Genomic DNA, 26,157 nt, shown 5'->3' with positions numbered 1-26,157 from the left:
CATGGCACCGGCACCCGGTCCGTGCAAGCCCTGCGAAATGCACGTGGCAGCGGGATAGGCGTTCATACGCACAATATCCGCTAGCGCCCGCGGCGGTCCTGTCTACTCTACACGCCGTGCCCGCGAAGAAATCCGCATCCTCCCGCCCGCAGCCCGCCATCCAGATCCGCGGCGCGCGCCAGCACAACCTGAAGAGCCTGAGCCTGGATATCCCGCTCGGCCAGATCACCGTGGTCACCGGTCCCTCGGGCTCCGGGAAATCCTCGCTTGCCTTTCACACGCTCTACGCCGAGGGCCAGCGCCGCTACGTGGAGACCTTTTCGCCGTACGTGCGGCAGTTCTTCGACCGCATGGACAAGCCGGATGTGGATCACATCGACGGCATCCCGCCGGCCATCGCCATCGAGCAAAAGAACAACATCCGCACCACCCGCTCGACCGTCGGCACGCTGACCGAGATCAATGACTACCTGAAGCTCCTCTACGCCCGCTCCGCAAAGGGCTACGACCCGGACACGGGCGAGGAGATCTTCCCCGACTCGCCGGAGAGCGCGACCGCCTGGGTCTTCGAAAACCTGGCCGGTCAGCAGGTGCTCGTCACCTTCCCCGTGGCCATCCCCGCCGATACGAAGAGCGGGGACCTCTTCCCCTTCCTCAGCCAGCAGGGCTACCTCCGCGTGCTGATCGGCGACGAGGTCGTCCGCACCGATGACCCCGGGAGCGCCAGCCTGAAGGCCCGCACCATCAGCGTCATCCAGGACCGCGTGAGCGTCGCGGAAAGCGAGCGCACCCGCCTGCTGGAAGCGCTCGAGCACGCCTTCGCCCTGGGCAAGGGCCACGCCACCGTGGCTGCGACAGCCGGGCCACAAGCCAACGCCAGGGCCTTCTCGAAGAACTGGACGAACCCCGCCACCGGCAACTCGCTCCGCCCGCCCTCCGCCGCGCTCTTTTCCTTCAACAACCCGCTCGGTGCCTGCCCGAAGTGCCGGGGCTTTGGCCGGGTGATCGGCCTGGATCTCGACAAGTCCGTGCCCGATCCCTCGCTGACCATCCGCGAGGGCGTCATCAAGCCCTTCCAAGGCGAGCGCGGCGACGAGTGCCAGCGCGACCTGCTGCGCTGCTGCAAGGAGCGGCGCATCGACATCGACACTCCATGGGAAGACATGGACGAAGATATCCGCGAGTGGGTTTACTACGGCGACCATCGTACTTCGTCCACGGATGAGATCGAGGAGATCTCCCGCTCCGGCGGATGGTATGGCGTGAAGGGCTTCTTCGACTGGTTGGAGACGAAGGCCTACAAGATGCACGTCCGCATCTTCCTCAGCCGCTACCGCTCCTACACGACCTGCGGCACCTGCCGGGGCAAGCGGCTCCAGCCGGAGGCACTGTGCTTCAAGATCGACGGCAAGACCCTGCCCGACCTGTGGACGCTGCCGCTCACGGACCTGTCCGCGTGGTTCTCCGGCCTGACTTCCGACCCGCGGACCCTCGGCGCGCAGGATGCCTCGCTGAAGCTGATCCTGACCGAGATCACCTCGCGGCTGAAGTATCTCGATGAAGTGGGCCTGGGCTATCTCACGCTGGACCGCCCCGCCCGCACCCTGAGCGGCGGGGAGATCGAGCGCGTGAATCTCACCACCTGCCTCGGTGCCTCGCTGACGAACACGCTCTTCGTCCTCGACGAGCCGACCGTGGGCCTGCACCCGCGCGACATCCACCGCCTCGTCGGCGTGATGCAGGGCCTGCGCGACAAGGGCAACACGCTCGTCGTGGTGGAGCACGAGGAGGCCGTGATGCGCGCGGCCGACCAGATCCTGGACATCGGCCCCGCCGCCGGCATCCACGGCGGCGAACTCATCTATCAGGGTCCGGTGGCTCCGGCTTCCGGCAAGAAGTCGACGAAATCCGGGATCGGCACCCTCCCCTGGCTCACCGGCGGGAAATCCATCGCCATCCCCACGAAGCGCCGGAAGCCCGGCAAGGCGAAGCTGGAGCTACGCGGTGCCACGCGCCACAACCTGAAGAAGCTGGACGTGGACATGCCGCTCGGCCTCTTCGTCTGCCTCACCGGCGTCTCCGGCTCGGGCAAGTCCACCTTCTCCCACGATGTCCTCTACGCGAACCTCTGCCGGAAGCTGCGCAAGGAGGAGGCGGACCTCGATCCCGCGCCGCTGAAGGAACTACGAGGAACGCAGTACTTGAGCGACGTGCTGCTCGTGGACCAGTCGCCGCTCGCCCGCACCCCGCGCTCCACGCCCGCGGTGCTGCTCGGTGCCTTCGATCCCATCCGGCAGCTCTTCGCCCTCACCGAGGACGCGAAGTCACGCGGCCTGCAGACAGGCTTCTTTTCCTTCAACTCCGGCGAAGGCCGCTGCGACCGCTGTGCCGGAGCGGGCAGCGAGAAGGTGGAGATGCAATTCCTCTCCGACCTGCACGTCACCTGCCCGGACTGCAACGGCCGGCGCTTCAAGCCCTCAACACTCGACCTCCACTACCTCGGCAAGTCGATCGCCGACGTGCTGGACCTCAGCATCGATGAAGCGCTCGCCTTCTACGGCGAAACCGACGGCCTGCCCGCAAACCACGCGAAGCGCCACGAGCAGGTCACGAAACTGCTCCGGCCGCTCGCCGAAGTCGGCCTCGGCTACCTGAAGCTCGGCCAGCCGCTCAATACCCTCTCCGGCGGCGAGTCCCAGCGCCTGAAGCTCTGCCAACTGCTCGCCGAGACCTCCGGCCGCGATGCGAAGGCGGGCAAGCTGCTCATCCTCGACGAGCCGACCACCGGCCTGCATTTCTCGGACATCGAGCGCCTGCTCGGCGTCTTCCAGCGACTGGTGGACGCGGGCCATAGTCTGCTCGTCATCGAGCACAACCTCGACGTCATCAAGTGCGCCGACTGGATCCTGGACCTCGGCCCGGAAGCCGGGGCGAAGGGCGGCAAGCTCGTCGCCGAGGGATCGCCGGAACACATTGCCACGCTGGACACGGAGACCGCGCGCTTTCTCAAGCCGATGCTCCAGGGCGAGGTCGCCCGCATCGTCACGCCTGCGAAATCCGCCTCCGCTCCCCTCATCGCGCCGTCCACGAACACCATCTCGCTGCGCGGCGCGCGCGAGCACAACCTGAAGAACGTCTCGCTCGACATCCCGCGCGATCAATTCGTGGTCGTCTCGGGCCTCAGCGGTTCTGGCAAGTCCACGCTCGCCTTCGACATCCTCTTCGCGGAGGGCCAGCGGCGCTTCCTCGACTCCATGTCCGCCTACGCGCGGCAATTCGCCGAGCAACTCGAGAAGCCGGAGATCGACTCCCTCGCCGGGCTGCCGCCGACCGTGGCCATCGAGCAACGCGTCTCGCAGGGCGGCATGAAATCGACCGTCGCCACGGTGACGGAGCTGTGGAATTTCATCCGCCTGCTCTACGCGAAGCTCGGCACGCGCTACTGCCCGGACTGCCAGGTGCCGGTGGAGAAGCAATCGATGGCGGCCATCGAGCAAAGCATCCGCACGCTGCTGAAGAAGGGTGCCGTCTCCATCCTCGCGCCCGTGATCCGCGGGAGAAAGGGCTACCACACCGAGGTGGCCGAGTGGGCGCTGAAGCAGGGATTTACGAGACTTCTAGTAGACAAGCAGTTCCGCGAGGCGGAGGGCTTCACGCGGCTGGAGCGCTTCAAGGAGCACGACATCGACGTGGTGGTGGCGGAAGTGCCAGGTGAGAAGGATCAAGGGCCAAGGAAAGGCAAGGGAAGCGAAGAGGAATCCGCCATCTCCCGTCTGCCATCCACGATCTCGCGGGCCCTCGATATCGGGAAGGGCGTGCTGAAGCTCTTCACGCCGGACAAGAAATTCGCACTGCTTTCCTCGGAGGCAAGCTGCCCGAGCTGCCACAAATCCTTCGAGGAGCTCGATCCGCGGCTCTTCTCCTTCAACTCGCCGCACGGCTGGTGCACGCAGTGCCGCGGCCACGGCGTGGTGCCGAAGCACCGCTTCCACCTGGATACCTCGCGCTATGAATCCGTGCTCGAGGCCGAGATGGATGCCGACCGGAAGATCGAGCGCATGGAGGACGAGGAACTGGTGGAGTGCCCGAGCTGCCACGGTGCCCGCCTGAATGAAGAGGCACGCGCCGTGCGCTTCCAGGGCACGAGGCTCGCCGGCCTGGCACGGCTGGCGGTCAATCATGCCTCGGAGCACTTCGGAAAGCTGACCATCGAGGGAGACCGCGAGCAGCTCATCGCGCGCGACATCCTGCCGGAGATCCGCCAGCGCCTCGCCTTCCTCCAGGAAGTCGGCCTCGGCTACCTCCAGCTCGACCGCTCGGCGCGCACGCTCAGCGGCGGCGAGAGCCAGCGCATCCGCCTGGCCGCGCAGCTCGGGTCGAACCTGCGAGGCGTGCTTTACGTCCTCGACGAGCCGACCATCGGCCTGCACCCGCGCGACAATGCGGCCCTGCTGGAAACCCTGGTCGCACTCCGCGACCGCGGGAACAGCCTGATCGTCGTGGAGCACGATGAGGACACCATCGCCCGCGCGGATCACCTCATCGACCTCGGCCCGGGAGCGGGCAGGCTCGGCGGCGAGATCGTGTATCAGGGACCACCGCCGAAATTGCCGGGCGATCCGACATCATCGGGAGGAAAACCGGGAAAGAAGCGCGGCAAGGATTCTTCACCGATCACCGATCACTCGGCACTGATCACTTCCCCGACTTACCGCGCCCTCTCGAATCCCATCATCCACCCGACCCGCGGAGAGCGGCGCGCGGTGAAGAAGGATCACCCCTTTGCCAAGATCACCGGCTGCCGCGCGAACAACCTGAAGGACGTGGAAGCCGCGATCCCGCTGGGGCGCCTGACGGTGCTGACCGGCATCTCCGGCTCGGGGAAATCCACGCTGATGCACTCATGCCTCGCCGTGGCGGCCACCTCCGGGAAGACGAAGGGCAGGAAGAAGGACGCGCCCTTCACGAAGGCCACCGGCTTCGACAAGCTGCAGTCGGTCTATGAGGTCGATCAGTCACCGATCGGCAAGACCTCGCGCTCTTGCCCGGCGACGTATGTAAAGGTCTTCGACGATATCCGGAAGCTCTTCGCGCAGCTTCCGGACTCGCGGGTCCGCGGCTACGAGGCATCGCGCTTTTCCTTCAATACCGGCGATGGCCGTTGCCCGGTCTGCGAAGGGAATGGCCGCGTGAAGCTGGAGATGGACTTCCTGCCCAGCACCTGGGTGCCGTGCGAGGCGTGCAATGAGATGCGCTACAATCCAGCGACGCTGGAGGTGCGCTTCCGCGAAAAGAACATCGGCGAGGTGCTGCGGATGACCATCGAGCAGGCGGCGAGCTTCTTCGACTCGCAGCCGCGCATCGCCGCGCCGCTGAAGCTGCTGGCGGATACCGGCCTCGGCTACCTGCAGCTCGGCCAGCCATCACCCACGCTCTCCGGCGGCGAGGCCCAGCGCATCAAGCTGGTGACGGAGCTGACGAAAGGCCGCGTCTCCGCGAAGAACCTCAAGACGCTGAACCGCACGAACCTCTACCTGATCGAAGAGCCGACCGTGGGCCTCCATCTGGAGGACGTGAAGCGTCTCATCGACGTGCTGCACCGGCTGGTCGACGAAGGGCACACGGTGGTGGTCATCGAGCACCACATGGCCGTGGCCGGCGAGGCCGACTGGATCCTCGATCTCGGCCCGGAGGCTGGCGAACATGGCGGCAAGATCATCGCGCAGGGACCGCCGGAGACGGTGGTGAAGTCGAAGCAATCCCGCACCGCACCCTTCCTCGCCGCGGCGCTCGCCGGCACCTTGCCAAGTCAGGCGAAATCATGATGAGGTCGGATGCCGTGAATCGCAGGCATGGGCCCTGACCTGAAATCAAAGCGCTGGATCGTGGCGAAGGGCCTGCTTTTCGCCTTCCTCGCCGCCTTGTCAGGAGGGCTGATCGTAACGGTGGAATTTCCGAATCCCCATCGGGCGATCCTGCTCGGCATCTGCGTGTGGGCGGCCTGCCGCTTCTACTACTTTCTCTTCCACGTGCTGCATGCCTACGTGGATCCAAATCTGCCGAGCGCGGGGGTGATGGATCTGGTGAAGCACTTGTTGAGGAAGCGGCGCGGTTGACGAGCCATCGGAAAACGAAAAAGCCGCGCAAGGGCGAACCCCTGCGCGGCCTGAATTTTCAATCACCGATCAAGCTCCGTTCTTTTCGCGGTTCTGGCGATTCTGCTGCTGGCGCTGTTGTGGACGCGCCTGCTGCTGAGGCCGGGCTTGTTGTTGCGGACGCTGGATCTGGCGCTGCGGTTGAGGCCGAGCCTGCTGCTGCGGGCGCTGGACCTGGCGTTGCGGCTGAGGGCGAGCCTGCTGCTGCGGACGCTGGACCTGACGCTGCGGTTGGGGGCGAGCCTGTTGCTGCGGGCGCTGGACCTGACGTTGTTGCGGCTGAGGGCGGGCCTGTTGCTGCGGACGCTGGACCTGCGGTCTTGCTTGCGAAGCGCGTTGCACAGCCGCCTGAGGCGCGCGTTGGGCCTGTTCCTTTGGCTTCGCCTGGCGCTGTTGTTGCGGCTGAGCTTGGCGCTGGGGTTGAGCCTGACGTTGCGGCTGCGGCTGAGCTTGGCGCTGGGGTTGAGCCTGACGCTGCTGCTGTGGCTGGGCTTGGCGCTGAGGCTGAGCCTGACGTTGCTGTTGCGGCTGGGCCTGGCGTTGGGGTTGAGCCTGACGTTGCTGTTGCGGCTGGGCCTGGCGTTGGGGTTGAGCCTGACGCTGGGGCTGCTGCGGGTTGCGCTGTGGCTGGGCCTGACGCTCGGTCTTTGGTTGGACCTGACGTTGCGGCGTGGCCTTGTCCCCTTCCGTCTTCGGCTGGGTCTGGCGCTCCGGTGCGGTGCGATTGCGTTGCAGCGGATTGGCCTTTTCACGATCCGGGGTGGCTTGACCGCCACGACCGGCCTGACCTTGGCCCTGTCCGGGGACACGACGCTCGCGCTCGGCTGGGGTGGCTTTCTGATCGTCACCGCCGCCGGCGTTACCGCGACCGGCTTGCCCTTGGCCCTGACCCTGTCCACGGCCTTGACCGGGAGTGCGGGGCTCGCGCTGGGCGGGGGTAGCCTTCTGGTCGTCGCCGCCGTTGGCATTGCCACGACCGGCCTGACCTTGGCCTTGCCCACGACCTTGGCCCTGACCCTGTCCGGGGACACGGCGCTCGCGCTCGGCGGGGTTCACGTTTTGATCATCGCCGCCGTTGGCGTTGTTACCGCGACCGGCTTGACCTTGACCACGTCCGGGCATGGCACCGTTGCCTTGGCCACGCTGGCGTTCGGCCAGATCACGGCCTTGGCCCTGACCACGACCGGCAGCGTCATCATCGCCACCACGGTTCAGAAGAGCGGCCCTGTTGCCACGCGCTTCAGGGCGCTTCGGCGGAGCTTCGTTCTTGGCGAATTGCTCGGCCTGACGACCCACGACGGGCGAGCGGCGGAGCTTCTCGCGGAAGACACCCTTGCGATCATCATCCCCGCGGCCTTGTCCGGCATTACCCGGACCATTGCGGTCAGCGATCGCAGCCACGGGCCTGGTCTCCATCTCACGACGCTGGCGGCTGAAGGCACGCATGTCCTGGCGCTCGGCGACGAACCGGTCACGACGCTCTTTGTCCACCTGACGGAATTTCAGGCCGCGGTCATTGTCCTTCACGAAGCCATCGAAGGGCCGGGCGAAGAGACGGCTGCGATTGCGATCATCCTCGAACTTCTCGTTCCGCAGACCCTGCATCACGGCCCAGGTGTGCGGCGGACGATAGCGGTCGTTGTCACGGAAGAAGTTGTAGTTGTCCTCGTGACGACGCTCCCATCCACGGTCGTGGCGGTGATTCCAGCGCTGGTAGGCGTAGATCGGATCATACCCGCGGCGATGATGGTGGTGCCAGCGGAAGCCCGAGTAGTAGCCCATGTCTGCATAGCGCGGGGCGTAGTAGTCACCGAAGTAGTAGTGGTGGCTGCGCGGGCGCACGAAAAGGTGGCTGTCGAAAACGCTGAGGTTCACGACCAGGCTCGGACGGTAGTAGTAGCCGGGGCTCGACCACACATTCCGACGGAAATGGACGGGTGCAAAGAGCACGCCTCGATTCACGACGGCATAGTCCCAGTAACCATCCACGTAGGTGTAGCCGCGAGGCGACCAGCAATAGCGCGAAGGCACCCAGGTCCAATTCGGGCGGAGGGCAAGCCAATAGCCGGGACGCCAGACGTAGCGCGAGCTGCTCCACATCCAGTTACCAGGCACCCACGAGTGGTCCTCCGAGGGCGCGGCGATGTTTGGGCCGGTGTCGATGCTCTTTGGCGGAGCTTCGGCAACGTAGTCCACTTCTTCGGTGGTGGTGTCGGCCCAGTAGCCGGCGATCCATTGGTAGCCCCCGTCGCCGAGGTCATTCCAATAGCCGGGCACCCATTGGCGACCCGGCGGGACATTTCGCCACACGCCGCTGATCCACAGGAAATCGCTCTGGTCGTCATCCCAGCCCCAGTAGCCCGGGATCCAGGTGACATTCTCGCCGTCCGGCTGCTGCTCGGGCGGGAGCTCCTCGATCGCCTCCGGCGGGGCGGAGCGGATGATCAGACCGGGCTCGGCTTCGAAACTGACCGACTCCGCGAATGCCTCGTGAACGGGGCCGCGCGTCAGCACTTCCACATCTTCGCTCGCTTGCGTCTGCTCCGTCTGGGCGGCTGCCGGCATCGGCAATACCACCGGCCCGGCTGCCGTAAAGGCGAGCAGGCTGCCGAGCATCGGAAAGTATCTTGGTTTCATTGTGTGTCCTCCTCTAGGTAAGGGTTACCGGGGCAGACGAGTGCCGCCAGGGATTCATTCAATCGCAATTCCCCGGCCAACCGGAAATCGCATCTCAAACGATTGATTGCCAGTGGTTTGACCGTCCGCAAAAATATCCCCGCGTGTGAGGGTTGCAAGATCCGGATTGCCGAATGCATTCCCATCCGGCGAAGTGGCAGCCATCATGCGCGTGGAAAAAGTGAAGTATGTCCTGTGGGCGGCCGACTGGCAGCGGTGCCTGAGATTCTACCGCGAGCTTTTCGGCGGGGAGATCAGCTTCGAGTCCGAAGTCTGGAGCGAAATCGTGGTGGCCGGGGCCACGCTCGGCATTCACGGCGGGGGCGAGGGAAAGCGGACCTGGACCGGGCTGTCCTTCCAGCTCGACGACCTGCGCGCGGGCATAGTCCGCCTGCAGGAATGCGGCGGCACGCTCGCCCGAGAGCCGGAGGACACGCCGGAAGACCCGCTGCACCTGGCCATGTGCATCGACCCCGAGGGAAACGAATTCATGATGACGCAGCGGCGGCATTGAGGAAAATCACCCGCGCGGTGTAACCACGGGGCCGGGAATCGTCAGGAATGGACGTGACTGCAAATACCTGCCCCACCTGCCAGCGTCCCCTCCCGGCGGATGCGCCGCTCTGTCCCGTGTGCGCGCTGCTCGGCGCGAGCGCGAAGGAAGATGCCCCAACTGCTGGCATGCCCCCTCTGGAGGAGATCCAAGCCGCCTTCCCCGAGCTGGAGGTGCTGGAGTGTATCGGCCGCGGCGGCATGGGCATCGTTTACAAGGCACGCCAGCCGCACCTCGACCGGCTGGTGGCGCTGAAGATTCTCGCGCCCGAGTTGGGTGCCGATCCCGGATTTGCGGAGCGCTTCTCGCGGGAGGCCCGCACGCTGGCAAAGCTGAGCCATCCCCACATCGTGGGCATCCACGACTACGGGCAGCGCGGCGACCACTGCTTCCTCACGATGGAGTATGTGGATGGCGTGAACCTGCGGCAGGCGATGCGCGCGGCACGCTTCACCCCGGAGCAGGCGCTGGCCCTCATTCCGGATCTCTGCGGCGCACTCCAGTTCGCCCATGACCACGGCGTGCTGCACCGCGACATCAAGCCGGAGAACATCCTCATCGACACGCGCGGTCGGGTGAAGCTGGCCGACTTCGGCATCGCTCAATTGATCGGCGAAGGGCCCGGCCACCTGACTCTCACGGCCACCGGCTCGGCACTCGGCTCCGCCGCCTACATGGCCCCGGAGCAGATCGAGGCGAGCGGCGAGATCGACCACCGCGCGGACATCTACAGCCTCGGCGTGGTCTTCTACGAGATGCTCACCGGCGGACTGCCCCTCGGACGCTTCCCGCTACCGAGCGAAAAGAGCACCGCCCCCGCAGGCATCGATGACGTGGTACTGCGCGCCTTGGAAAAGGAACGCGACCGCCGCTACCAGAGCGCGGACGCCGTGCGCTCCGGCATCGACGGCGCGTCGACTCACAAGCCGACGCAACCGGTCAAGCGGGCGGCTGATTCAATGGAACAGCAACGCCGCATCACGCGGTGGTCGCTCGGACTGTCGGGTGGCGGTCTCATCGGCGCGATGGTGGGCCTGGTGACGAGCCCGGTCATCCTCGGCTTCGGTGCCGTCGCCTTCATCATCGGGATCATCGGCTGCTGGTGGTTGGTCATCGGGATGAAATCCGGGCGCTACCGGGTGGAGCATCGCACGCTGCTGCTGGGCACGGCCATCCTCCCCGTGCTGGCAGGGGTGGTGGGGTGGCTGGTCGTTTCTCAGGTGGCGTATTTCCCGGACGTCATCTACTCCGAGCAGCCCTGGCCACTGCTGTGGATCCTCGTTCCCTTCGCGATGGCCGTCCTTCTCTGCAAGCTGCCACTGAGACTGGTGGCCCTGCGTCCCGGGGAAGATCCGTCACGGCGTGTCCGCCGCTTCCGGCGCTGGGCACCCGTGCTCGGGACCGGCACCCTGCTGCTCAGCCTGCTCATCGGCAAGCACCTGAAGGCGCAGCTCGACCCGCTCGCGAAGTACCACAGCGCTTCCTTCATCTTCCGCGACGCAAAGACCTACGGCTCCCTGAGCGAGCGCGACCTGGCCGCGGTGGAAGCAGCTGCGGCGCGGGCTGCGGGCGAATACGCGGCATTCTATCAGATCGAGTTTCCCGTGCATGGCCTGGACATGCTGAGCATCGGCTTCACCGACCGTGGCCGCTGGTCGAGCGAGCGCTGTGAGCAGCACCACGCCTCCTTTAGCCAGAGGCTCCGCGCCTCATTGCCCGAGCGCATCCGCATGGACCGCGCCGGGGATGGTGCCCGGGCCGACGACGTGAGCAGCCTGCTCATGAAATTGCAGGGCTATGGCATGGAGGCGATCACCGTTCTCTTCGGAGCCGGGGCGATCCTCATCATCTTCTCCGGAAAGCGCGCGACCATCGTCTGCTTCATCCTGGGGACGATATCCGTGGTCGCACTGCAAGTCGCTCCCTCCTGGCCGACGCCGTCCATTCTCCCGCCGTCCTTGGAGGGCCGGCCAGCCCTGCCGGAACTGCCAGCCTTGGAAAACGATCTCTCCACCGCGGAGCTGATGCTGGACTCGCTGATCCGCGCGGCGAAGCGGAAGGACCGTGAGGCCGTCCTCAACGCCTTCGCACCGGGAACCCTCTCCGAAACCGACCTGGCCGCCCTGCCACAGATGATGAAGGTCATCTCGAACTGCGACCAATCGCGCCCCCACGTGAAAGGGAATCTGGGATACATCACCGTCTTCCTCAAGCGCTACGGAACCCAGAGGAACATCGCCGTCTCAATGCCGCTCCCCATCGCCAGCAAAGATGGAGAATGGAGAATCCACGGGGATCTCTCCGATACCATCCGGCAGATGGTCGAGTGGGATCGCGAGGCGGAATTCGCGCACGACTAAGCCGATGAGCGGAGCAGCCATCCACTCCACCCGCTGGACCCTCGTCCGCCGCGCGCAGGGCCGGGGCGAGGAGGCGCGGGCGGCCCTGTCCGAGCTGTGCACGATCTACTATGAGCCCGTACTTCACTTCACCCGCCGCTGGTGCCACGGGAGCGAGGACCGGGCGAAGGACCTGACGCACGCCTTCTTCGAGGATCTGTTAGACCGCGGGCACCTCGGCACGCCCGACCCCGCGAAGGGCCGCTTCCGCAGCTACCTGCTCGCCGCGGTGAAGCACCACCTGCTGCACCAGCGGGAGCGGGACGCCGCGGCCAAGCGCGGGGGCGGCGCGGAGATCACGCCGCTCGATGACGCTGTCGAAAGCGCCGCCGCCACCGTCCTTGCCGAATGGGAGCTGGAATACGACCGCGCCTGGGCTCTGGCCCTGATCCGCCGCGCGCTCGATTCCCTGGAGGCGGAAAGCATCGCCGCCGGAAAACGCGAGCACTTCCACACCCTGCGCCCGTGGCTGGATGGTGGGCTGCAAGGCGACGCCACCGCGGCCGCCGCCACCCTGCAGCTCACCCCGACCGCGCTGAAAGTGGCCATCCACCGGCTGCGCCAGAAATTCCGCCAGCGGATCCGCGACGAGATCGCCTCCACGGCCGACCCCGCCGAAGTCGATGCGGAATTCCGCCATCTGGTGGAGGTGTGGGTGCGCTGAATGCAGACGGAATGCCCTCGTCTTCCCCCTTGCCACCCTGCCCCGCATTCGCTGGCATGGTTGTCCTGACCATGGTCTCGTTCTCTGAATCGGAAGGTAGTGCCCCGGCCGCGATCCGCAGCGTGCTGGTGCTGGGTGGCGGCAGTGCCGGATTGCTCGCGGCGCTCACGCTGAAGCGGCTGATGCCGGCGCTGGAGGTGACTCTGGTGCGCAGCTCGGAGATCGGGGTGATCGGCGTCGGCGAAGGGACCACGGCGGTCTTTCCCGCGCATTTCTTCGACACGCTGGGGATCTCCAAGGAGGAATTCTATCAGGAAGCGCAGCCGACGTGGAAGCAGGGCATCCGCTTCCTGTGGGGACCGCGCGAGGAGTTCTTCTACGACTTCGAGTTCCAGTACGACCAGCAGTTCCCCGGCACGCGGAAGGCCACGGGCTTCTTCGCAGCGGGAGATTGCGCGAATCTCTCGCAGGCCGGTGCCCTCATGGGACAGGGCAAGGCCTTCACGACCGGCCCGCTCAACCGGCCGGTGATCAAGGGCCAGTACGCCTTCCACATCGAGAATCACCGGCTGGTCACCTGCCTGGAATCGATCGCCGCACGCAGTGGCGTGACCATCGAGGACGATACGCTGGACCGAGCGGAAGTGGCGGACGGCAAGGTGACGGCGCTTCATTTCAAGAAGGGCGGTACCCGCACCGCGGACCTCTACGTGGATGCCTCGGGCTTCCGCTCCGAGCTGATCGGCAAGGCGCTGGACGAGCCCTTCAAGAGCTTCTCCGGCGGGCTCTTCTGCGACCGCGCGGTCATCGCCGGCTGGGAGCGCACGGACGAGCCCATCCTGCCCTACACCACCGCTGAGACGATGGACCACGGCTGGTGCTGGCAGATCGAGCACGAGACCTTCATCAACCGCGGGTATGTCTATGGCAGCGACTTCGTCTCCGATGACGAGGCGAAGGCCGAGCTGCTGGCGAAGAACCCGAAGATCACCGCCGAGCCGCGCATCGTGAAATTCCGCAGCGGCCGCTACGAGCGGAACTGGGTGGGCAACGTGGTGGCCGTGGGAAATGCCTCGGGCTTCGTCGAGCCGCTGGAGGCCACCGCCCTCGCGCAGATCATCTACGAGGCACGCTGGCTGGTGGAGTCGCTGCACGTCACCGGCGGATCTCCGGACGAGGCGATGAAGGCGAGCTACAACCGCATCGTGGGCGTGGCGTGGGACGAGATCCGCGACTTCCTCGCCTTCCACTACAAGTTCAATACCCGGCTCTCCACGCCCTTCTGGACGCACTGCCGCGAGCACACGAGCCTGGGGAACTACGAGGAGCTCTACCGCCTCTATCGCGAGGTGGGGCCCAGCCCGGCGCTGCTGGTGCATGCCGTGCCGAACCGGCCGAATATCTACGGCGTGGAAGGCTTCCTCGCCATGCTGGTGGGCATGCAGGTGCCCTACGAGCGCGTGCACCTGGCCGCGATGGAGGAACGCGAGGCATTCGACCGCCATCGTCAGAAGCTCTCGGGCGTGGCAAGGGGCGGCGTGTCCGTCCGCGAGGCGCTCGACGCCATCCGCAAGCCCGGCTGGCAGTGGACCTGAAACCGCACTCCCCCACGACTTTTTCCATGAACCCTCTTCGCAATCTCGTCGTCGCCGGCTCCGGCACCGATGCCCTGCTCGCCGCCGCGACGCTGAAGCGCGCGCTGCCAAACCTGCCCGTGATCCTGGTGCGCGACCCTCAGGCCGCCACCGGCCCGGCCGGTGAAAGTACGACGCCCTCCGTACTTCAGCATCTGGTCCACGCCGTGGGCCTGCAGGGGCCGGATGTCCACCTCCAGGGGCGCCCGGTGTGGACGCTCGGCTTCAAGTGCCTGTGGGGTGCCCGGGGCACCTTCTTCCGCTCCTTCGACGCGCCCTTCGCCGGGAATCTGTCCGGCTTCCTGGCCGCGGAGAAGGGCCTCGACGCGTCGTCGCCCGGCGCGGCGCTGATGGCGGCGGGCAAACTCTTCCCGCGCGATGGTGCCAATGCCTTCAAGCCGCTGGAGCACATCACCGGGCTCACCTTCAAGACCGAGTCGCTGAATGCCATCCTGCTGCGCGCGTGCCGCGTGGCGGGTGTGATCCTGCGCGAGGGAAAGGTGACCGGCTTCACCCGCGACCCGGACACGCTGCAACTGGAAGGCGGCGGCTCGATCACCGCGGATCTCTATGTCGATGCCACGGGCCGCGACGCCCACGTCGCGACCCTCGCGGGGAATGCGGCATGGACCGGCTACGATCTGCCCTGCACCCGCGCGGCCACCGTGCTGCGCCGCCGCGGCAGCGAGCCAATCCGCCCCTTCACCACGCTGGAGACGCTCGACAGCGGCTGGCGCTGGCGCGTGGAGCACGATGACTCGGTGGGCATGGGCATGGCGTGGAATCCGGGATTCACCAGCGACGATCAGGCTTGCTCCGAACTCGTGGCAAAGGCCGGCGATTCCTCGCTGGTCCCGCAGGTGCAGGCGTGGGACTGCGGCCATCGCACCGCCCCATGGACCGGGAACGTGGTGGCAGTGGGGGATGCGAATGGCTTCCTCGAGCCGCTGTCTTCCCTCCGCCTCGTCCACCTCATCCGCCACGTCCAATGGCTGCTGCGCATCCTGGTGGAGAATGACGGCATCATCGGCGAGCGCAGCCGCGAGCTCTACAATCGCGTGGCGGCCCAGGCATGGGACGAGACGCGCGACTTCCACGCCATCCACTACCGCTTCAATACTGCCAGCGACTCCGGCTTCTGGAAAGCGGCGCGCGAGACGAAGCCGCTTGCACTCGCGGAGCTGGTGGATCTCTACCAGAGCATCGGCCCCTCGCCGGTGCTGGAGTCCTGCATCCCCGGCTGGCCGGGCGTCGTCGGGCTGGAGTCGTGGATGGCCGCACTGCTCGGCCTCGGCGTGCCCTTCCGCCACCACCCGGAGATCCCGGCCAGCGAGCAAAAGGTCTGGGACTCCCACTGCGAACAGCGCCGCCAGCTCGCACGCCAGGCCGTACCCGCCGAGCTCTGCCTCGGCGCCGCGCGGAATGCCGTGAAGCCCGCACCGCGCGTGCCGCTGCCTTGAGCCTCCAGCAGCGCCCCGAATGTCGCAGGAACCTCAAACCGCTGAACCCGCTTCAACGCTCGAAGGCTTCCTCATCATCCTGTGCATGGTGTGCCCGGGTTTGGCGGCTGCCGTATTCATGCGCCTCGCGGAGCGATTGCTACTCCCGTCTTTCCAAGGCGGCATGACGGGGGTGGTGCTGCTCTTCCTGTGGTTCGCGTTCCTGCTCTTTTGCTGTGGTTTTGCTGGCTGGATCTCAGCTTCGAAGGTCGCCCCCCAGAACAGGATGCGGGAAGGCCTGAAGTCGGGCACCCTGATGTTCATGTTCCAATTGCCCCTCGCACCCGTTATCTGCGTACTTAGCTTCACGATCCTCGGAAGAATCTGAACACTCCGCGTCGCGTCACCTCGGTCGGATCACCGGCTTGTCCTTGGCTCTCGGTTGCCGACGCTCGGCGAAAAGCTGCTCTTTCGCACCCTGCTCCAAGCCATCGTAAACCACCCCTGTTAGATCCCGCAGGCGGGCCGCGAGACGCGACTTCGGATTCCAACTGTAAACCAACGTGCGCCCTTGCTGCTTGCTGACCAATGTTCCCGCACGCTCGAATCGCTCCAATTGCCGCTGGACGGCATCCAGCGATACCGCGAAATCCCGCGACACCGCCCGACCGTAGATCTCCCCGTGGTGAAAGACGGATAAAAGAACTGCCTCGGCAGCTTTCCCTCCGAAAAGATCCTGCAATGCCGTGGAGATCATGACCGGATAATTCGGTCATTTGACCGCGAAATCAAGTCGTCGAGCCGGGCTGCCATCGATGGCAGGTTCACTCAGCCAGCACTTGCCCCCCTCCCGCTCCGCGGCTTTCCTCGCGGCGTGAACCCACCACATTCGCCGCCCCGATCCTGGGCGGAGATCGACTTATCCGCCCTGCGACACAACCTGCGCACCGCACGCGAAGCCGCGGGCTGCGACGTGATGGCCGTGGTCAAGGCCGGGGCCTATGGCCATGGCCTCGAGGACATCGCGAAGGCACTTGCTTCCGAGGACATCGTCTTCTTCGGCGTGGCCAATGTCGGCGAGGCCCGCCGCATCTCCGACACCGGCGTGACCACTCGGATCTACCTGCTCGGCGCGACCTGGTCCGAGGAGCGCGCGGAAATCGTGGGCCGCGGTTGGACGCCGTGCCTTTCCTCGCTGGAGGAGGCGCGTGAATTCAACGCGCTGGCACGCGCCCATGGCAGCCGTCTGAAGGTCCACCTGGCCGTAGACACCGGCATGGGCCGTGGCGGCTTCGTCGCGGAGGGGCTGCCGGAGATCCTGACCGAGCTGGAAAAGCTGCCGAATCTGGAGATCGAGGGCCTGGGATCCCACCTGCCCTCGGCGGATGAGGACGAGGAATTCACCCGCGCGCAGATCGCGAAGTATGCGGCCGTCCTGCAATCGCTCGGCGGACCGGAGCGCTTCCGCTGGCGGCACCTCTGCAATAGCGCCGGCCTGCTGGGCTACGATGCCGGCGTCTGCAATCTCGCCCGCCCGGGCCTGATGCTCTACGGCATCTCCCCGCTGCCGGGCCACGAGGGCATCCTGCGGAATGTGATGAGCCTGAAATCCCGCGTCACCCTGGTCCGCACACTGCCCGCGGGGCACGGCGTGTCATACGGGCGGGCCTTTGTGACCACGAAGCCGACGCGCGTGGCCACCATCGGCATCGGCTACGGGGATGGCTACCCGCGCGCGGTCTCCGGCCATGGTGCCGAGGCCTTCATCCGCGGCCGGCGCTTCCCCATGCTCGGCCGTGTGACCATGGACCAGCTCATGATCGACGTGACCGGCAGCGATGTGGCCGAGGGTGACGAAGTGGAAATGTTTGGCCCGAATATCCGCGTCGATGAAGTCGCGGCGAAGGCCGGGACGATCTGCTGGGAGATCCTCACCGGAATCACGCCGCGGGTGGTGCGGGTCTATCGCTGACCGACCCGCACCACCTTTCCCCTCCCCCGGATCACATCCCCAGCGTCGCCCGCACGGGGAAGTGGTCGGAGGGATACACGCCGTTCTTCGAGCTGCGGATGATCTCGGACTCGGTGCCCTTCAGGTCCGGGGTGGCGTAGATGTAGTCGATCCGGGCGCTGTCCTTCACGCCGGTGAATTCATTGAAGGTCCCCGCCTCGCTGGCGGGGGTGTCCGGGTTGACCGTCTTCCAGATGTCGGCGAAGCCCGCATCGCGAATCGCCTTGTGGAGCGGGTCCGCCTCGGCGGCATTGAAGTCGCCCGTGATGATCACCGGCCCGGCCGCGCGGCGTGGGGCGATGCGCGAGAGGATCAGCGCGGTGCCCTTTTCCCGGGCCTCCGGCGAGGCGTGGTCGAGGTGGGTATTGAAGAAGTGGAAAGTCTTCTTCGTCTCGCGGTCGTAGAGCTTTGCCCACGTGCAGATGCGCGTGACGGTATTCCCCCAGGTGCAGGACGCGACCACCTCCGGCGTATCGGAGAGCCAGAAGGTGCCGCTCTCCTGAACGCGGAAACGGTCCGCCTTCACGAGGATCGCCGCGTATTCTCCCCGGTCGATGCCATCCTCGCGGCCCACGCCGATGACCGCGTAGCCGGGCAGGCGATCGGCGAGGTCATTCATCATCTGCGGCAGTCCCTCCTGCAGGCCCACGATGTCGGACTCGTCCTTCTTGATGAGTTCCGCGGCCTGGTCGCGGCGTGCGGTCCATGCGCGCTCACCCTTGTCGCCGGGAGTGATGTAGCGGAGATTGTAGCTCAGCACGCGGAGCGGCTTTGCTTCAGCGATGCCGATGGCGAGGAGACCGGCGGCAGCAGTGGCCAAGGCTTTCAAGGTCATGCCGGAGTGTGGCAAGTCCCGGAAAAGGCGCAACCACGGGGATGGGTCACGATTCTCCTATCCCATTCGTAGCGGGGCAACTGCGTTGCTCCGACTGGGTGAGGGGTAACCCGCCGCGGGAAATTAGAAAAGCTCACGGACACATTGGAAAAGTCAGTCCATGAGCCGTAACCGGCCTCCCCTCCGCTCCCGCCCCGCACGCCCCCTGCAACCCGCTTGCAGCACCTGTGCAGGCCCCACGCCCGTCGCTGCATGAGCGCCCTTTCTTCCTCAATTTTCTCACGCCGGATGAGAGATTGCCTGGCAGCATTTATCAGCCTTCGGCCCAATGGAGGCACCTGAGATCCGTCATCGCCGCATTGTTGATGGGATCGATGAACAAGCCGACCTGATTCGGAGTGATGAAGTCGGCCTTCGCGGCGCTGTAGATCTGCGTGAACACCAAGCCATCCGGGGACACATCGAAGACGATATTGGTGCCATTGTTGGTCACCCGAAATACCCACTGCGCTGGCATCGGATTGGTAAAGCCCACCCCAGGCAAGATGGCATCCATGGTTTTCTCCGCTCCCCCCATGGCGGACCAGGCCGTGGGACTGTTGAATTTCATAACGAAAAACGCGGCGTTCCGCATGGGGTAGAGGATCAGCTTGCCGGACGCCGATTCCCGCAGGGCGATGCCCATGCAGTGGTTGCCAGTCGATGGCAGACGGCACGAAAGCACGGCGGTATAGCTCCATGTCGGGGAGACGCTCAACGGCTTGAAAAGGCCACTCACCTGCTCACCCGAGCCCACCGCTGACTTCACCAACCGGAGATGCCCCTGCTGCCCGAGCACACCACCCGCGGCGATGTCAGTCGCCGTTGCTGTGCCCTGATTGACCCAGCCCGTGCTGAAGCTCGCGACGAGAGGAGCAATGAGCTGACCGCCCCCACCACCGAATGTCGCCTCCGGCGCACCGGCAGACGTGAAACCGAGAACCTTGCTCGCGCGGCTTGCAGCGCCAGGTAGCACCGGACTGGGCGGCGCTACTTCGGCGTCGGGAAAGCGGAGCGTGCGCGACGCGTCGGGTGCGCCCAGGGCAGCGCGGATGCCCGCGAGCGTGGCCGGATCGGCAGAGGTGATTTCAATGTCAGCCATGGTGATTAGATCGCTTGGAAATCGGGCTCGGTGATGACGTCGATGGTCGTGCCACTGACGTGCAGGATGGTCAGCCAATCGACGGCCCCGACCGCCGTGGACAGCGTGATCGCGGCCCCGCCCGGCGTCCGCACCGTCACACCCGCGGCGAAGGCCAGCGTGTGGCTCCCGCCCGCGCCCTGTGTCACCCGCAGCCGATGGACACCCGGTGCCAGGTTGACGAGCTCAAGCGTGCGATTCCCCGCCAGCGTGACCGCCGCGAATCCACCGAGGGCGAGATCCCATTGGATATTCGCAGCGTCCACCAGGGCCAGCGCGGTGAGGGATACCCCGCGGTCAAAGGTCTGCTTCGCGCCGAAAGCATTGGGCTGTCCTTTCCCGGCGGCCAGCAATGCATTGCGAATCGGTCCCACGACCGACTCGGCAGCTCCATTCAGTTCGATTGGCATGATGATTCAGGTGATGGGGTATCGCAGGACGCGGCCCTCATAGAGCAGCCGGTTGCCCTCGTAGGTGATAGCTTCTCCAGCGGTCCACACGAGGTATTCGCCGTCCCACATGAGGGGCTGGCCGTTGTAGAGGATCGCATTCGGCGGGCCGGTCGGGATCTCCAGCTCGGGATCGGGCGGCGGGTTGCTGCCCGGGTCGCTGCTGACCTGATCGACCAGCCACACGATGTTGTCCGCGCCGGATTGCCGGAAGCGCGCCACCAGATCCTTGTAGCCGAGCCGCTCCGGCGCACCGAGCTGGAGCGTGTGCTCGCCGGTCGCCAGGCGGATGGTGTGGCCGCTGACCAGCGCCCCCATGTTGGCCAGCTCCGGCAGCGTGCCGGAGACATTGAGGCGTTTGCCCAGGTGATGACCCGCCGGGATCTCCGCGGTCACGTAGCTGACCGATCCCTCGTAGGGGAGCCAGTCTTGCGTCGCGAGCAAGTTGGCAGCGAGCCCTGGCGGGGGCTGGACGAAGGCATAGTCCTCGGCCCGGATCAGGACCGTGTCAGCCGTCCACGCCGTCTTCACGAATGGCACCGAGACCGAGACCGTGGTGGACCACACGTGCTTGAGGCGCGCGGGCGGCGGTGAGTTCGTGATGAGGTAGGATTGGTAAGTGCCCCCCATCAGCTCATACCACTTTGGCGGCTCGGGCACCTCGGTCTGACCGGTGATCGTGTAGGTGGAGATCGTGGCCGTCACCCGGGCCATCACGTGCTCGATGCCGTCCTTCGTCCACCAGTCGCGGGGCTCGCCGCTGGTCAGATAGTGCGAGTAGGCCAGCGGGATCTCGTTGCCCTCGGCGTCCGTGATCCGCGTGTCGATGCCCGATAGGCCGAACTTATACCCGAAGTGGAAATCCAGCTCCTCCCACAAGCCGACACGGGTGAACACCGGCACCGCACCGCTCGCGCGCAGCCGCTCGTCATACCGCCACAGCATCTCGATGGGCACCTGACCCGCGGACAATGCCGGAGCCGACCGCACCGTCACGCTGTCCGTGAAGTCCTGCGGCAGCACGTCCCACACCTTCTCCGGCCCGCTGACCACGACGGGTTGCCGGACGGGCAAGCCGCTCGATGGCACGCCCGCCTTCTGTTCGGCCCACACCGCCTTGCGCACCATGCCCACCGTTTCCCGCTTCGCGGAATAGACCTTCACCTCCTCGGCCTTCAGATCGAGCCTTGGCGAGACTCGCAGCCGCGGCATCACCGCCGCCGGAGTGATGGTCAGCGTCTCCGCTGCCACCCGCCGCTGCATGCAGAGGGCCGGGTGCCCCACGGTTGCATAATCGAAATACACGATGCCATCCGCCAGCCATCGCATCACGCTCGCGACCGCCTCACCGATTGGCATGTCCCGCAAGCTGAGGCGAGGCACGGCGAAGGCCGAGGCAATCGTCCCTTCGGAGATCGGCGCGCCCTGCTCGATGGCCCGGGCGATGAGCGCGATGAGATGGGTGCGCGGAGATCCCGTGGGAAACACGAAGACCGACCGCTCCTCTTCGTTCCCTGCCTGATCCTCCATCTCGCTGGAGAGCAGGAGCTGCTGGAGCCACCACCACGGGCCACTCACCTTGATCCGCCAGCCGTAGTTACCCGCGGAGAGATCCGGGTCGCGAGCGATCACGATGCCCGTAAAAAAGCGGATCCCGTTTCGCAGCAGCGTGATCCTCTGCCCTAGATCCGGCAGCAGCGTCCCGGCGGCATCTCCCAGGCTCGACAGCCACACGCCCCATTCCAGCGTGTCAGCCGCGAGCGATTGAAAGCTGACCACCGCGCCCTCCGCGTGCAGATCCGCAAGCGTGTGCGCGCTGGCATCGACCGTCTTTCCGGTCTGCCCGGTGATTGTCCATTCGACCGGCATCAGCGTGAGTAGGCGTTCCTGATGTTTCCTTCGACGGTGGTCATCCTGCCTTCAAAATCCGTGAGGCGGCCCGTCATGATGGAGATTACATTCACAGACCGCTCCATGGTCGTGAGCATCCGCTGATACATCTCACCGCGCTTCCGGTCACCGGCGTCCATCTGCCCGATGAGCTGCTGGAGCAGGAGACGGGTTTGATCCTCTTCGCCTCGCTGGAGGCCATTCTCCAGGATCGCTTTCAGCTCGTCGGCTTTGCCTTGGACCTTGGGAGAGGATGCAGCATCCCCCAGCGATTCAAGCACGTCATCCAGCAGCTTCGTGATCCGTTCCGCCGCTTGCTGCTCCGCTTCCCGAACTGCTTGCTGCGCGCTCACGCGGTCACTGGCCAACTGTTGGTTCTCGCGGTCCGCCTGTGCGGCGGCACCTCTTTCCTGGGCCAGTGTGGACGCTTGTTCCGCGAGCTTGAGAGAGGATGTCTTGGCGGTGATCTCCTGCTCAGCGGCCACCACTGAGTCCTTCATTTTCGCAATGTTCTCCACCAGCTTCATCCCCTCACTTTCAAGCGCATCGAGTCCCCTCGGCGAGCCACCAGTGGCTTCCAGACCTGAAAGCCTGTCTGATGCAGCAAACATCTTTTCGAGCGCGGCGATCATGAGGGTAGCCCGGGTCTCTTGGTCTCCCGTTCCCGTCGCCTCGCCTAGCCTCCTCTCTTTCTCAGCCGTTTCACGAAGCCGCCCGAGGACAGCCGAATCAGCCTCCACACCGAAGACGTTGAGCTTGTTCCAAGCCTGCTGCGCCTGAAACAGCGCGGCCTGGGCTTCGTTGAGTTCGTGCCGCTTCCGCTGCTCCTCCTTCAACATCCGTTGGCGCTGCTCAAGATCGTCGAGAGCGTCCAGTGCTGCGACGCTCTTGAACATCGCGCTTGCCAGATCACGCTTGGCCGCCTTCTCGGCTTCAATGGCCGCAGTTTCATCAAGCTTCGCCAAGTCGTTCGCACGGGCAATTTCTCTCTCCCTCGCGGCCTTCATGATGGCGTCCCGCTTCTCCGCCGCCTGATCTGCGGTCAGCTTGCCGGATCGGAGATCGGCGTCCACCGCACCGAGGGAGCCTTGGGTGATGGCACCATCCAATTCCACCTCGGCCTTGATGCGATCCTTCATCGCTTGGATGTTCGCGCGGATGCCTTCGGTCTGGAGGCGGAACGCGGTGTCTTCTTCCTTGAGCGGGCGGGCGAGATCAGCCGTGTTCATCTCCTCGACCTGCTTGCGGCGCTCACGCAGCGTCTTCAGTTTTCCGGCCAGCCTTTCGGCGGCTTCCTCAACTGCCTTGATTCCTTCTTCGGCAGTCTTGCTATTGCCGAGCCTTTCCCAGAGCTGCGTGCCCGCGACGGCCACGAGCGAGATCACGCCGGCGAGGCCCGCGCTGCCGCCGAGCATGGCGATCAGCGTCGGGATGTTGTTGAGGACGCCACGAATACCGTATTGGGCGTCTTCGAATGCGCGTGAGAATTCCAGGACGGCCGCCCCGCTGTTCGCGCCGCCACCGCTCGTGCGGACACTGCCAGCTAATCGGCGTGCCTGCTGGTCTGCATCGGCGAGCGCCTGCCGAGCTGCCCTCACCCGGGCGGCCATGTCCGTGAATGCCTGGCTACCCACCGGCAGATTCATCAGCTCGCGCTCAAGCCGGTTCACCTCGGCAGTCAGCGCGGAGATAGACCCGGCGGCGGGCCGGGCCGAGCGCTCCACACGGCTGGCCGCATCCGCCGCATTGCGCAGGTTGGCGGAGATCGTCTGTGTCCCGCCACTCGTGCTCGTGCCCAGTGAATTGACGGCATCGCCCAGCTCCACGATGGCTTCGGTCGTTCCCGCTGCCGCCTCGCCCGCACCGTTCAGGTTGGCCTCCAGGGTGGCCGTGCCGCCGCTGGTCGAGGTCCCCATGGACTCGGCGGCATCCGTCACCGATATGATTGCCTCCTCGACTTCCTGCACGCCCGAGGGGTCGCCCGTCGTTCGCAGGTTGAAGGTGAATTGCATGCTCTCTGCCATGGTCGTGCTCGTGAATTGTTAGGCGTCCACCGTCACCGGCAGTGCCGCTTGGATTTGATATCGCTTGATCACCATCGCGTCCGGGCCGGGCAGCTCGGGCGTGGTGGATGGCATCACGGCGGGTGCATAGATTGTGACCTTGCCGCCACCGGTGATGATTAGCGCGCCGGTCAGCGTCGGAGGCAGGCAGTCGAGGAAAGCGGCCCACATGTCGCTGGCGCTCGCGGGCTCGGCGATGGTCGCGAAGCTGATGTCTACCAGCACGCCACCGAGCGGTTTGATGAAGCCATCAGCCAGCCCGATGCCATCGGGCTCGTAAAGGTTCTGCCTCGCGACCAGGCGAGGCAGCGTCTCAAGCCAGCCGCCCGCGTCCACCAGCACGATGGCCGGTTGACCCGCGGGGATGAACTCGATCTTGCATGCGGCGCTGATCACGGCTCCACCTCCACGATCCTGATGGTCCCATCGTCGATGCTGCCCGGTGCCACCGGCACACCCGCGGCATTGATGCTCACGGGCAGGCTGGGGATCTTGAGCACCACATGACCACCATGGCCGTGGTTATAACTCACCTCTCCCTTCGCCTGCATCGGGACGTAGATGGTGCGCGGCGTGATCTCTCCCACCCGACGCCACAGGAACACTCCAGCGGCCCGTCCGAATTCGATGGTCCGTGGCCCCGACGTGGAGGATAGTCCCGACCAGTTGCCATCGATCGCCGCGGGCGGCCAGATGTGCCGCACGAAAGTGCCGGTCGCGCCGACCAGCTCCGTCGTCCCGGGATGCAGGGGCTCCCATACCCCGAGCGGTTGCGCGTCACGCCATGCGAGGACTTCGATGCCCACCGCGTTGGTCACGACGACCGTGCGCCACGCGGAGCAGATGAAGGATGTGCCCGGACCGGCTGCATCCGCCGCATGCGTGATGTTGAACTGATGCGGCTCCTCGTCATCGTCGCCACTCTCGGGATCGCGCGGCGCGCCGATGGTCACGAGATCACCCGCGCTACCACCCGGGCCGCTGCCCCCTCCGCCCGGCGTCACACCGGTCACCGGATAATAGCCCGGTGGCACACCGGGGATGATCACCTCGACGATGGTTCCCGGGCCGATGCCACTGCCCGGCGGAATGACGACCGTGATGCCACCGCCCGGCGGGTTATACCACCCGCCGCCGATGGTGATGCCGTCGCCGATGGTGACGGCCATGCGGGTGCAGCGGAAGGACCACTCATGCACGCTCTCCGCAAGCCCGGTGTCGGTGGCCGGCTCGTGGGTCGAGGACAGCAGAGCGGCCCGGAGCAGGAGGCCAGGGCCGACACGCGGACGGATCTCGATCACGCCCGCCACATCGCCACCCCATGGCCCGGCGGCGAGCTGGGTGGAGCACTCCTGCCACGAGTCGGCATCGCTGTCATGACCGACGCGCTTGCCAAATTCGACGCGGCGACGGCGGTTGCCTCGCGCCGATGGCGTGGAGGACACCGCGAAGTCAAAGGTGCCGATGGCCGAGAGCTGCGCACCGTCGATGGCAAGCTCCCGGTCCATCAGATCGTCAAAGTCCAGTATCACCCGCGGCGATGAGCCGAGGGGATTCCAGGTGATGCGCCATGACGAGTGCCTCATTGCGTGATCGGATCAGCGGTTACTCTTCCGCGCCGCTGACGAAGGTCTCCAGCGCGGCGGTGGCGTCGCCCAAGTGCTCGATGCGCCACACCGGTGAACCCGGCTCGCTGCTGTCGTTCGGTGCGGTCTGGATCGTCAGACGGACGTGGAACTCCGCGAGGGTGATCAGCGCTTTGTCGATCTCGTTCTCGCGCTTGAGGCGCACCCATCCGTCCTTGTAGCGCGCGTTGTTCGCGAAGATCGGCTGGGAAGCTCCGGCGACGATCTCTTCCGCAAGGCCAAACATCAGCGAGTCGAAGAGCGTCCCCGCGAAATCAACCATCGTCAGGTTGAAGGCATCAGCCAGCACCTGCCTGTCCGTGCGTTGGACGTATTTCTTCTTTTCAGGGCTGAACCACTCGCGCTGCCGCTCCTGGGTGGTCGGGTCGTAGGCGGCGCTGGTGATGCGACCGAGGTTGTAGTCCGTCCAGTCCGCATCGTCCGCAGGCTTGGCGGTTGGTCCGGTGATCTCCGGGTCCATGAGAGTGCCGATGTTCGATCCGTCCGGGACGAAGTAGGCACTCGCGCCCGTGATGCGCTCGGCAAGCAATCCAAATTTAGAAGCCATAGGTCGTAGGTGTGAT

20 protein-coding genes are annotated in these 26,157 nt (G+C 65.7%); 9 read left to right on the top strand and 11 right to left on the bottom strand.

Annotation, left to right across the window (positions count from 1 at the left end):
• Positions 1-116: 116 nt before the first annotated feature.
• Both uvrA and OKA04_RS04805 read left to right on the top strand, forming a co-directional pair.
• Positions 117-5,825 (top strand): excinuclease ABC subunit UvrA, encoded by a 5,709-nt coding sequence (uvrA, locus tag OKA04_RS04810; RefSeq protein WP_264499997.1) that lies wholly within the window; start codon positions 117-119, stop codon positions 5,823-5,825.
• A gap of 27 nt (positions 5,826-5,852) precedes the next feature.
• Positions 5,853-6,116, top strand: a complete 264-nt coding sequence (locus OKA04_RS04805) for a hypothetical protein (protein WP_264499996.1) — start codon at positions 5,853-5,855, stop codon at positions 6,114-6,116.
• Between the two features lie 69 nt (positions 6,117-6,185).
• On the opposite strand, the gene OKA04_RS04800 is transcribed toward OKA04_RS04805, so the two are convergent.
• On the bottom strand, positions 6,186-8,792 hold the full coding sequence (locus tag OKA04_RS04800) for a hypothetical protein (protein WP_264499995.1): 2,607 nt from the start codon (positions 8,790-8,792) through the stop codon (positions 6,186-6,188).
• A gap of 54 nt (positions 8,793-8,846) precedes the next feature.
• The gene (locus OKA04_RS04795) at positions 8,847-8,999 is read right to left on the bottom strand and encodes a hypothetical protein (protein ID WP_264499994.1); all 153 of its coding nucleotides are present in this window, start codon (positions 8,997-8,999) and stop codon (positions 8,847-8,849) included.
• Between OKA04_RS04795 and OKA04_RS04790 the strand changes: the two genes are divergently transcribed.
• The 6 genes from OKA04_RS04790 to OKA04_RS04765 are packed head-to-tail and all read left to right on the top strand — an operon-like array spanning position 8,998 to position 15,908.
• Positions 8,998-9,345, top strand: a complete 348-nt coding sequence (locus OKA04_RS04790) for a VOC family protein (RefSeq protein WP_264499993.1) — start codon at positions 8,998-9,000, stop codon at positions 9,343-9,345. The genes OKA04_RS04795 and OKA04_RS04790 overlap by 2 nt on opposite strands.
• A gap of 47 nt (positions 9,346-9,392) precedes the next feature.
• On the top strand, positions 9,393-11,744 hold the full coding sequence (locus OKA04_RS04785) for a serine/threonine-protein kinase (RefSeq protein ID WP_264499992.1): 2,352 nt from the start codon (positions 9,393-9,395) through the stop codon (positions 11,742-11,744).
• 4 nt (positions 11,745-11,748) lie between these two features.
• On the top strand, positions 11,749-12,447 hold the full coding sequence (locus OKA04_RS04780; protein ID WP_264499991.1) for a sigma-70 family RNA polymerase sigma factor: 699 nt from the start codon (positions 11,749-11,751) through the stop codon (positions 12,445-12,447).
• Between the two features lie 56 nt (positions 12,448-12,503).
• A complete protein-coding gene (locus tag OKA04_RS04775) occupies positions 12,504-14,042 on the top strand; it encodes a tryptophan halogenase family protein (protein WP_264499990.1) in 1,539 nt (512 codons plus the stop codon).
• Positions 14,043-14,068: 26 nt separating this feature from the next.
• A complete protein-coding gene (locus OKA04_RS04770) occupies positions 14,069-15,541 on the top strand; it encodes a tryptophan 7-halogenase (RefSeq protein WP_264499989.1) in 1,473 nt (490 codons plus the stop codon).
• A gap of 19 nt (positions 15,542-15,560) precedes the next feature.
• Positions 15,561-15,908, top strand: a complete 348-nt coding sequence (locus OKA04_RS04765; RefSeq protein WP_264499988.1) for a hypothetical protein — start codon at positions 15,561-15,563, stop codon at positions 15,906-15,908.
• Between the two features lie 15 nt (positions 15,909-15,923).
• Here the strand turns inward: OKA04_RS04765 and OKA04_RS04760 are convergent, their stop codons facing one another.
• The gene (locus tag OKA04_RS04760) at positions 15,924-16,277 is read right to left on the bottom strand and encodes a helix-turn-helix domain-containing protein (protein ID WP_264499987.1); all 354 of its coding nucleotides are present in this window, start codon (positions 16,275-16,277) and stop codon (positions 15,924-15,926) included.
• Positions 16,278-16,394: 117 nt separating this feature from the next.
• Between OKA04_RS04760 and alr the strand changes: the two genes are divergently transcribed.
• Positions 16,395-17,492, top strand: coding sequence for an alanine racemase (alr, locus tag OKA04_RS04755; RefSeq protein WP_264499986.1), 1,098 nt, complete (start codon positions 16,395-16,397; stop codon positions 17,490-17,492).
• A 31-nt stretch (positions 17,493-17,523) separates the two neighbouring features.
• Here the strand turns inward: alr and OKA04_RS04750 are convergent, their stop codons facing one another.
• From OKA04_RS04750 to OKA04_RS04715, 8 genes are all read right to left on the bottom strand, one after another.
• On the bottom strand, positions 17,524-18,366 hold the full coding sequence (locus OKA04_RS04750) for an endonuclease/exonuclease/phosphatase family protein (protein ID WP_264499985.1): 843 nt from the start codon (positions 18,364-18,366) through the stop codon (positions 17,524-17,526).
• A 313-nt stretch (positions 18,367-18,679) separates the two neighbouring features.
• Entirely contained in the window at positions 18,680-19,507 is an 828-nt protein-coding gene (locus OKA04_RS04745) for a hypothetical protein (RefSeq protein WP_264499984.1), read from the bottom strand.
• A gap of 5 nt (positions 19,508-19,512) precedes the next feature.
• Positions 19,513-19,956: a hypothetical protein gene (locus OKA04_RS04740; protein WP_264499983.1), complete on the bottom strand. Its 444-nt coding sequence runs from the start codon at positions 19,954-19,956 to the stop codon at positions 19,513-19,515.
• 6 nt (positions 19,957-19,962) lie between these two features.
• Entirely contained in the window at positions 19,963-21,864 is a 1,902-nt protein-coding gene (locus OKA04_RS04735) for a hypothetical protein (protein ID WP_264499982.1), read from the bottom strand.
• Complete coding sequence (locus OKA04_RS04730; RefSeq protein ID WP_264499981.1) at positions 21,864-23,852, bottom strand: coiled-coil domain-containing protein; 1,989 nt, start codon at positions 23,850-23,852, stop codon at positions 21,864-21,866. Before OKA04_RS04730 ends, OKA04_RS04735 begins: the two co-directional genes overlap by 1 nt.
• A gap of 75 nt (positions 23,853-23,927) precedes the next feature.
• On the bottom strand, positions 23,928-24,344 hold the full coding sequence (locus OKA04_RS04725) for a hypothetical protein (RefSeq protein ID WP_264499980.1): 417 nt from the start codon (positions 24,342-24,344) through the stop codon (positions 23,928-23,930).
• The gene (locus OKA04_RS04720) at positions 24,341-25,534 is read right to left on the bottom strand and encodes a hypothetical protein (RefSeq protein ID WP_264499979.1); all 1,194 of its coding nucleotides are present in this window, start codon (positions 25,532-25,534) and stop codon (positions 24,341-24,343) included. Before OKA04_RS04720 ends, OKA04_RS04725 begins: the two co-directional genes overlap by 4 nt.
• Positions 25,535-25,553: 19 nt before the next feature.
• Positions 25,554-26,141 carry a hypothetical protein gene (locus OKA04_RS04715; protein WP_264499978.1) on the bottom strand — a complete coding sequence of 196 codons (588 nt, stop codon included), beginning with the start codon at positions 26,139-26,141 and terminating at the stop codon, positions 25,554-25,556.
• Positions 26,142-26,157 lie beyond the last annotated feature (16 nt).

The organism is Luteolibacter flavescens (assembly GCF_025950085.1).
Taxonomy (GTDB): domain Bacteria; phylum Verrucomicrobiota; class Verrucomicrobiia; order Verrucomicrobiales; family Akkermansiaceae; genus Haloferula; species Haloferula flavescens.
Note: the sequence above shows the minus strand (reverse complement) of the source record. Positions and strands in the feature narration are given on the sequence as shown.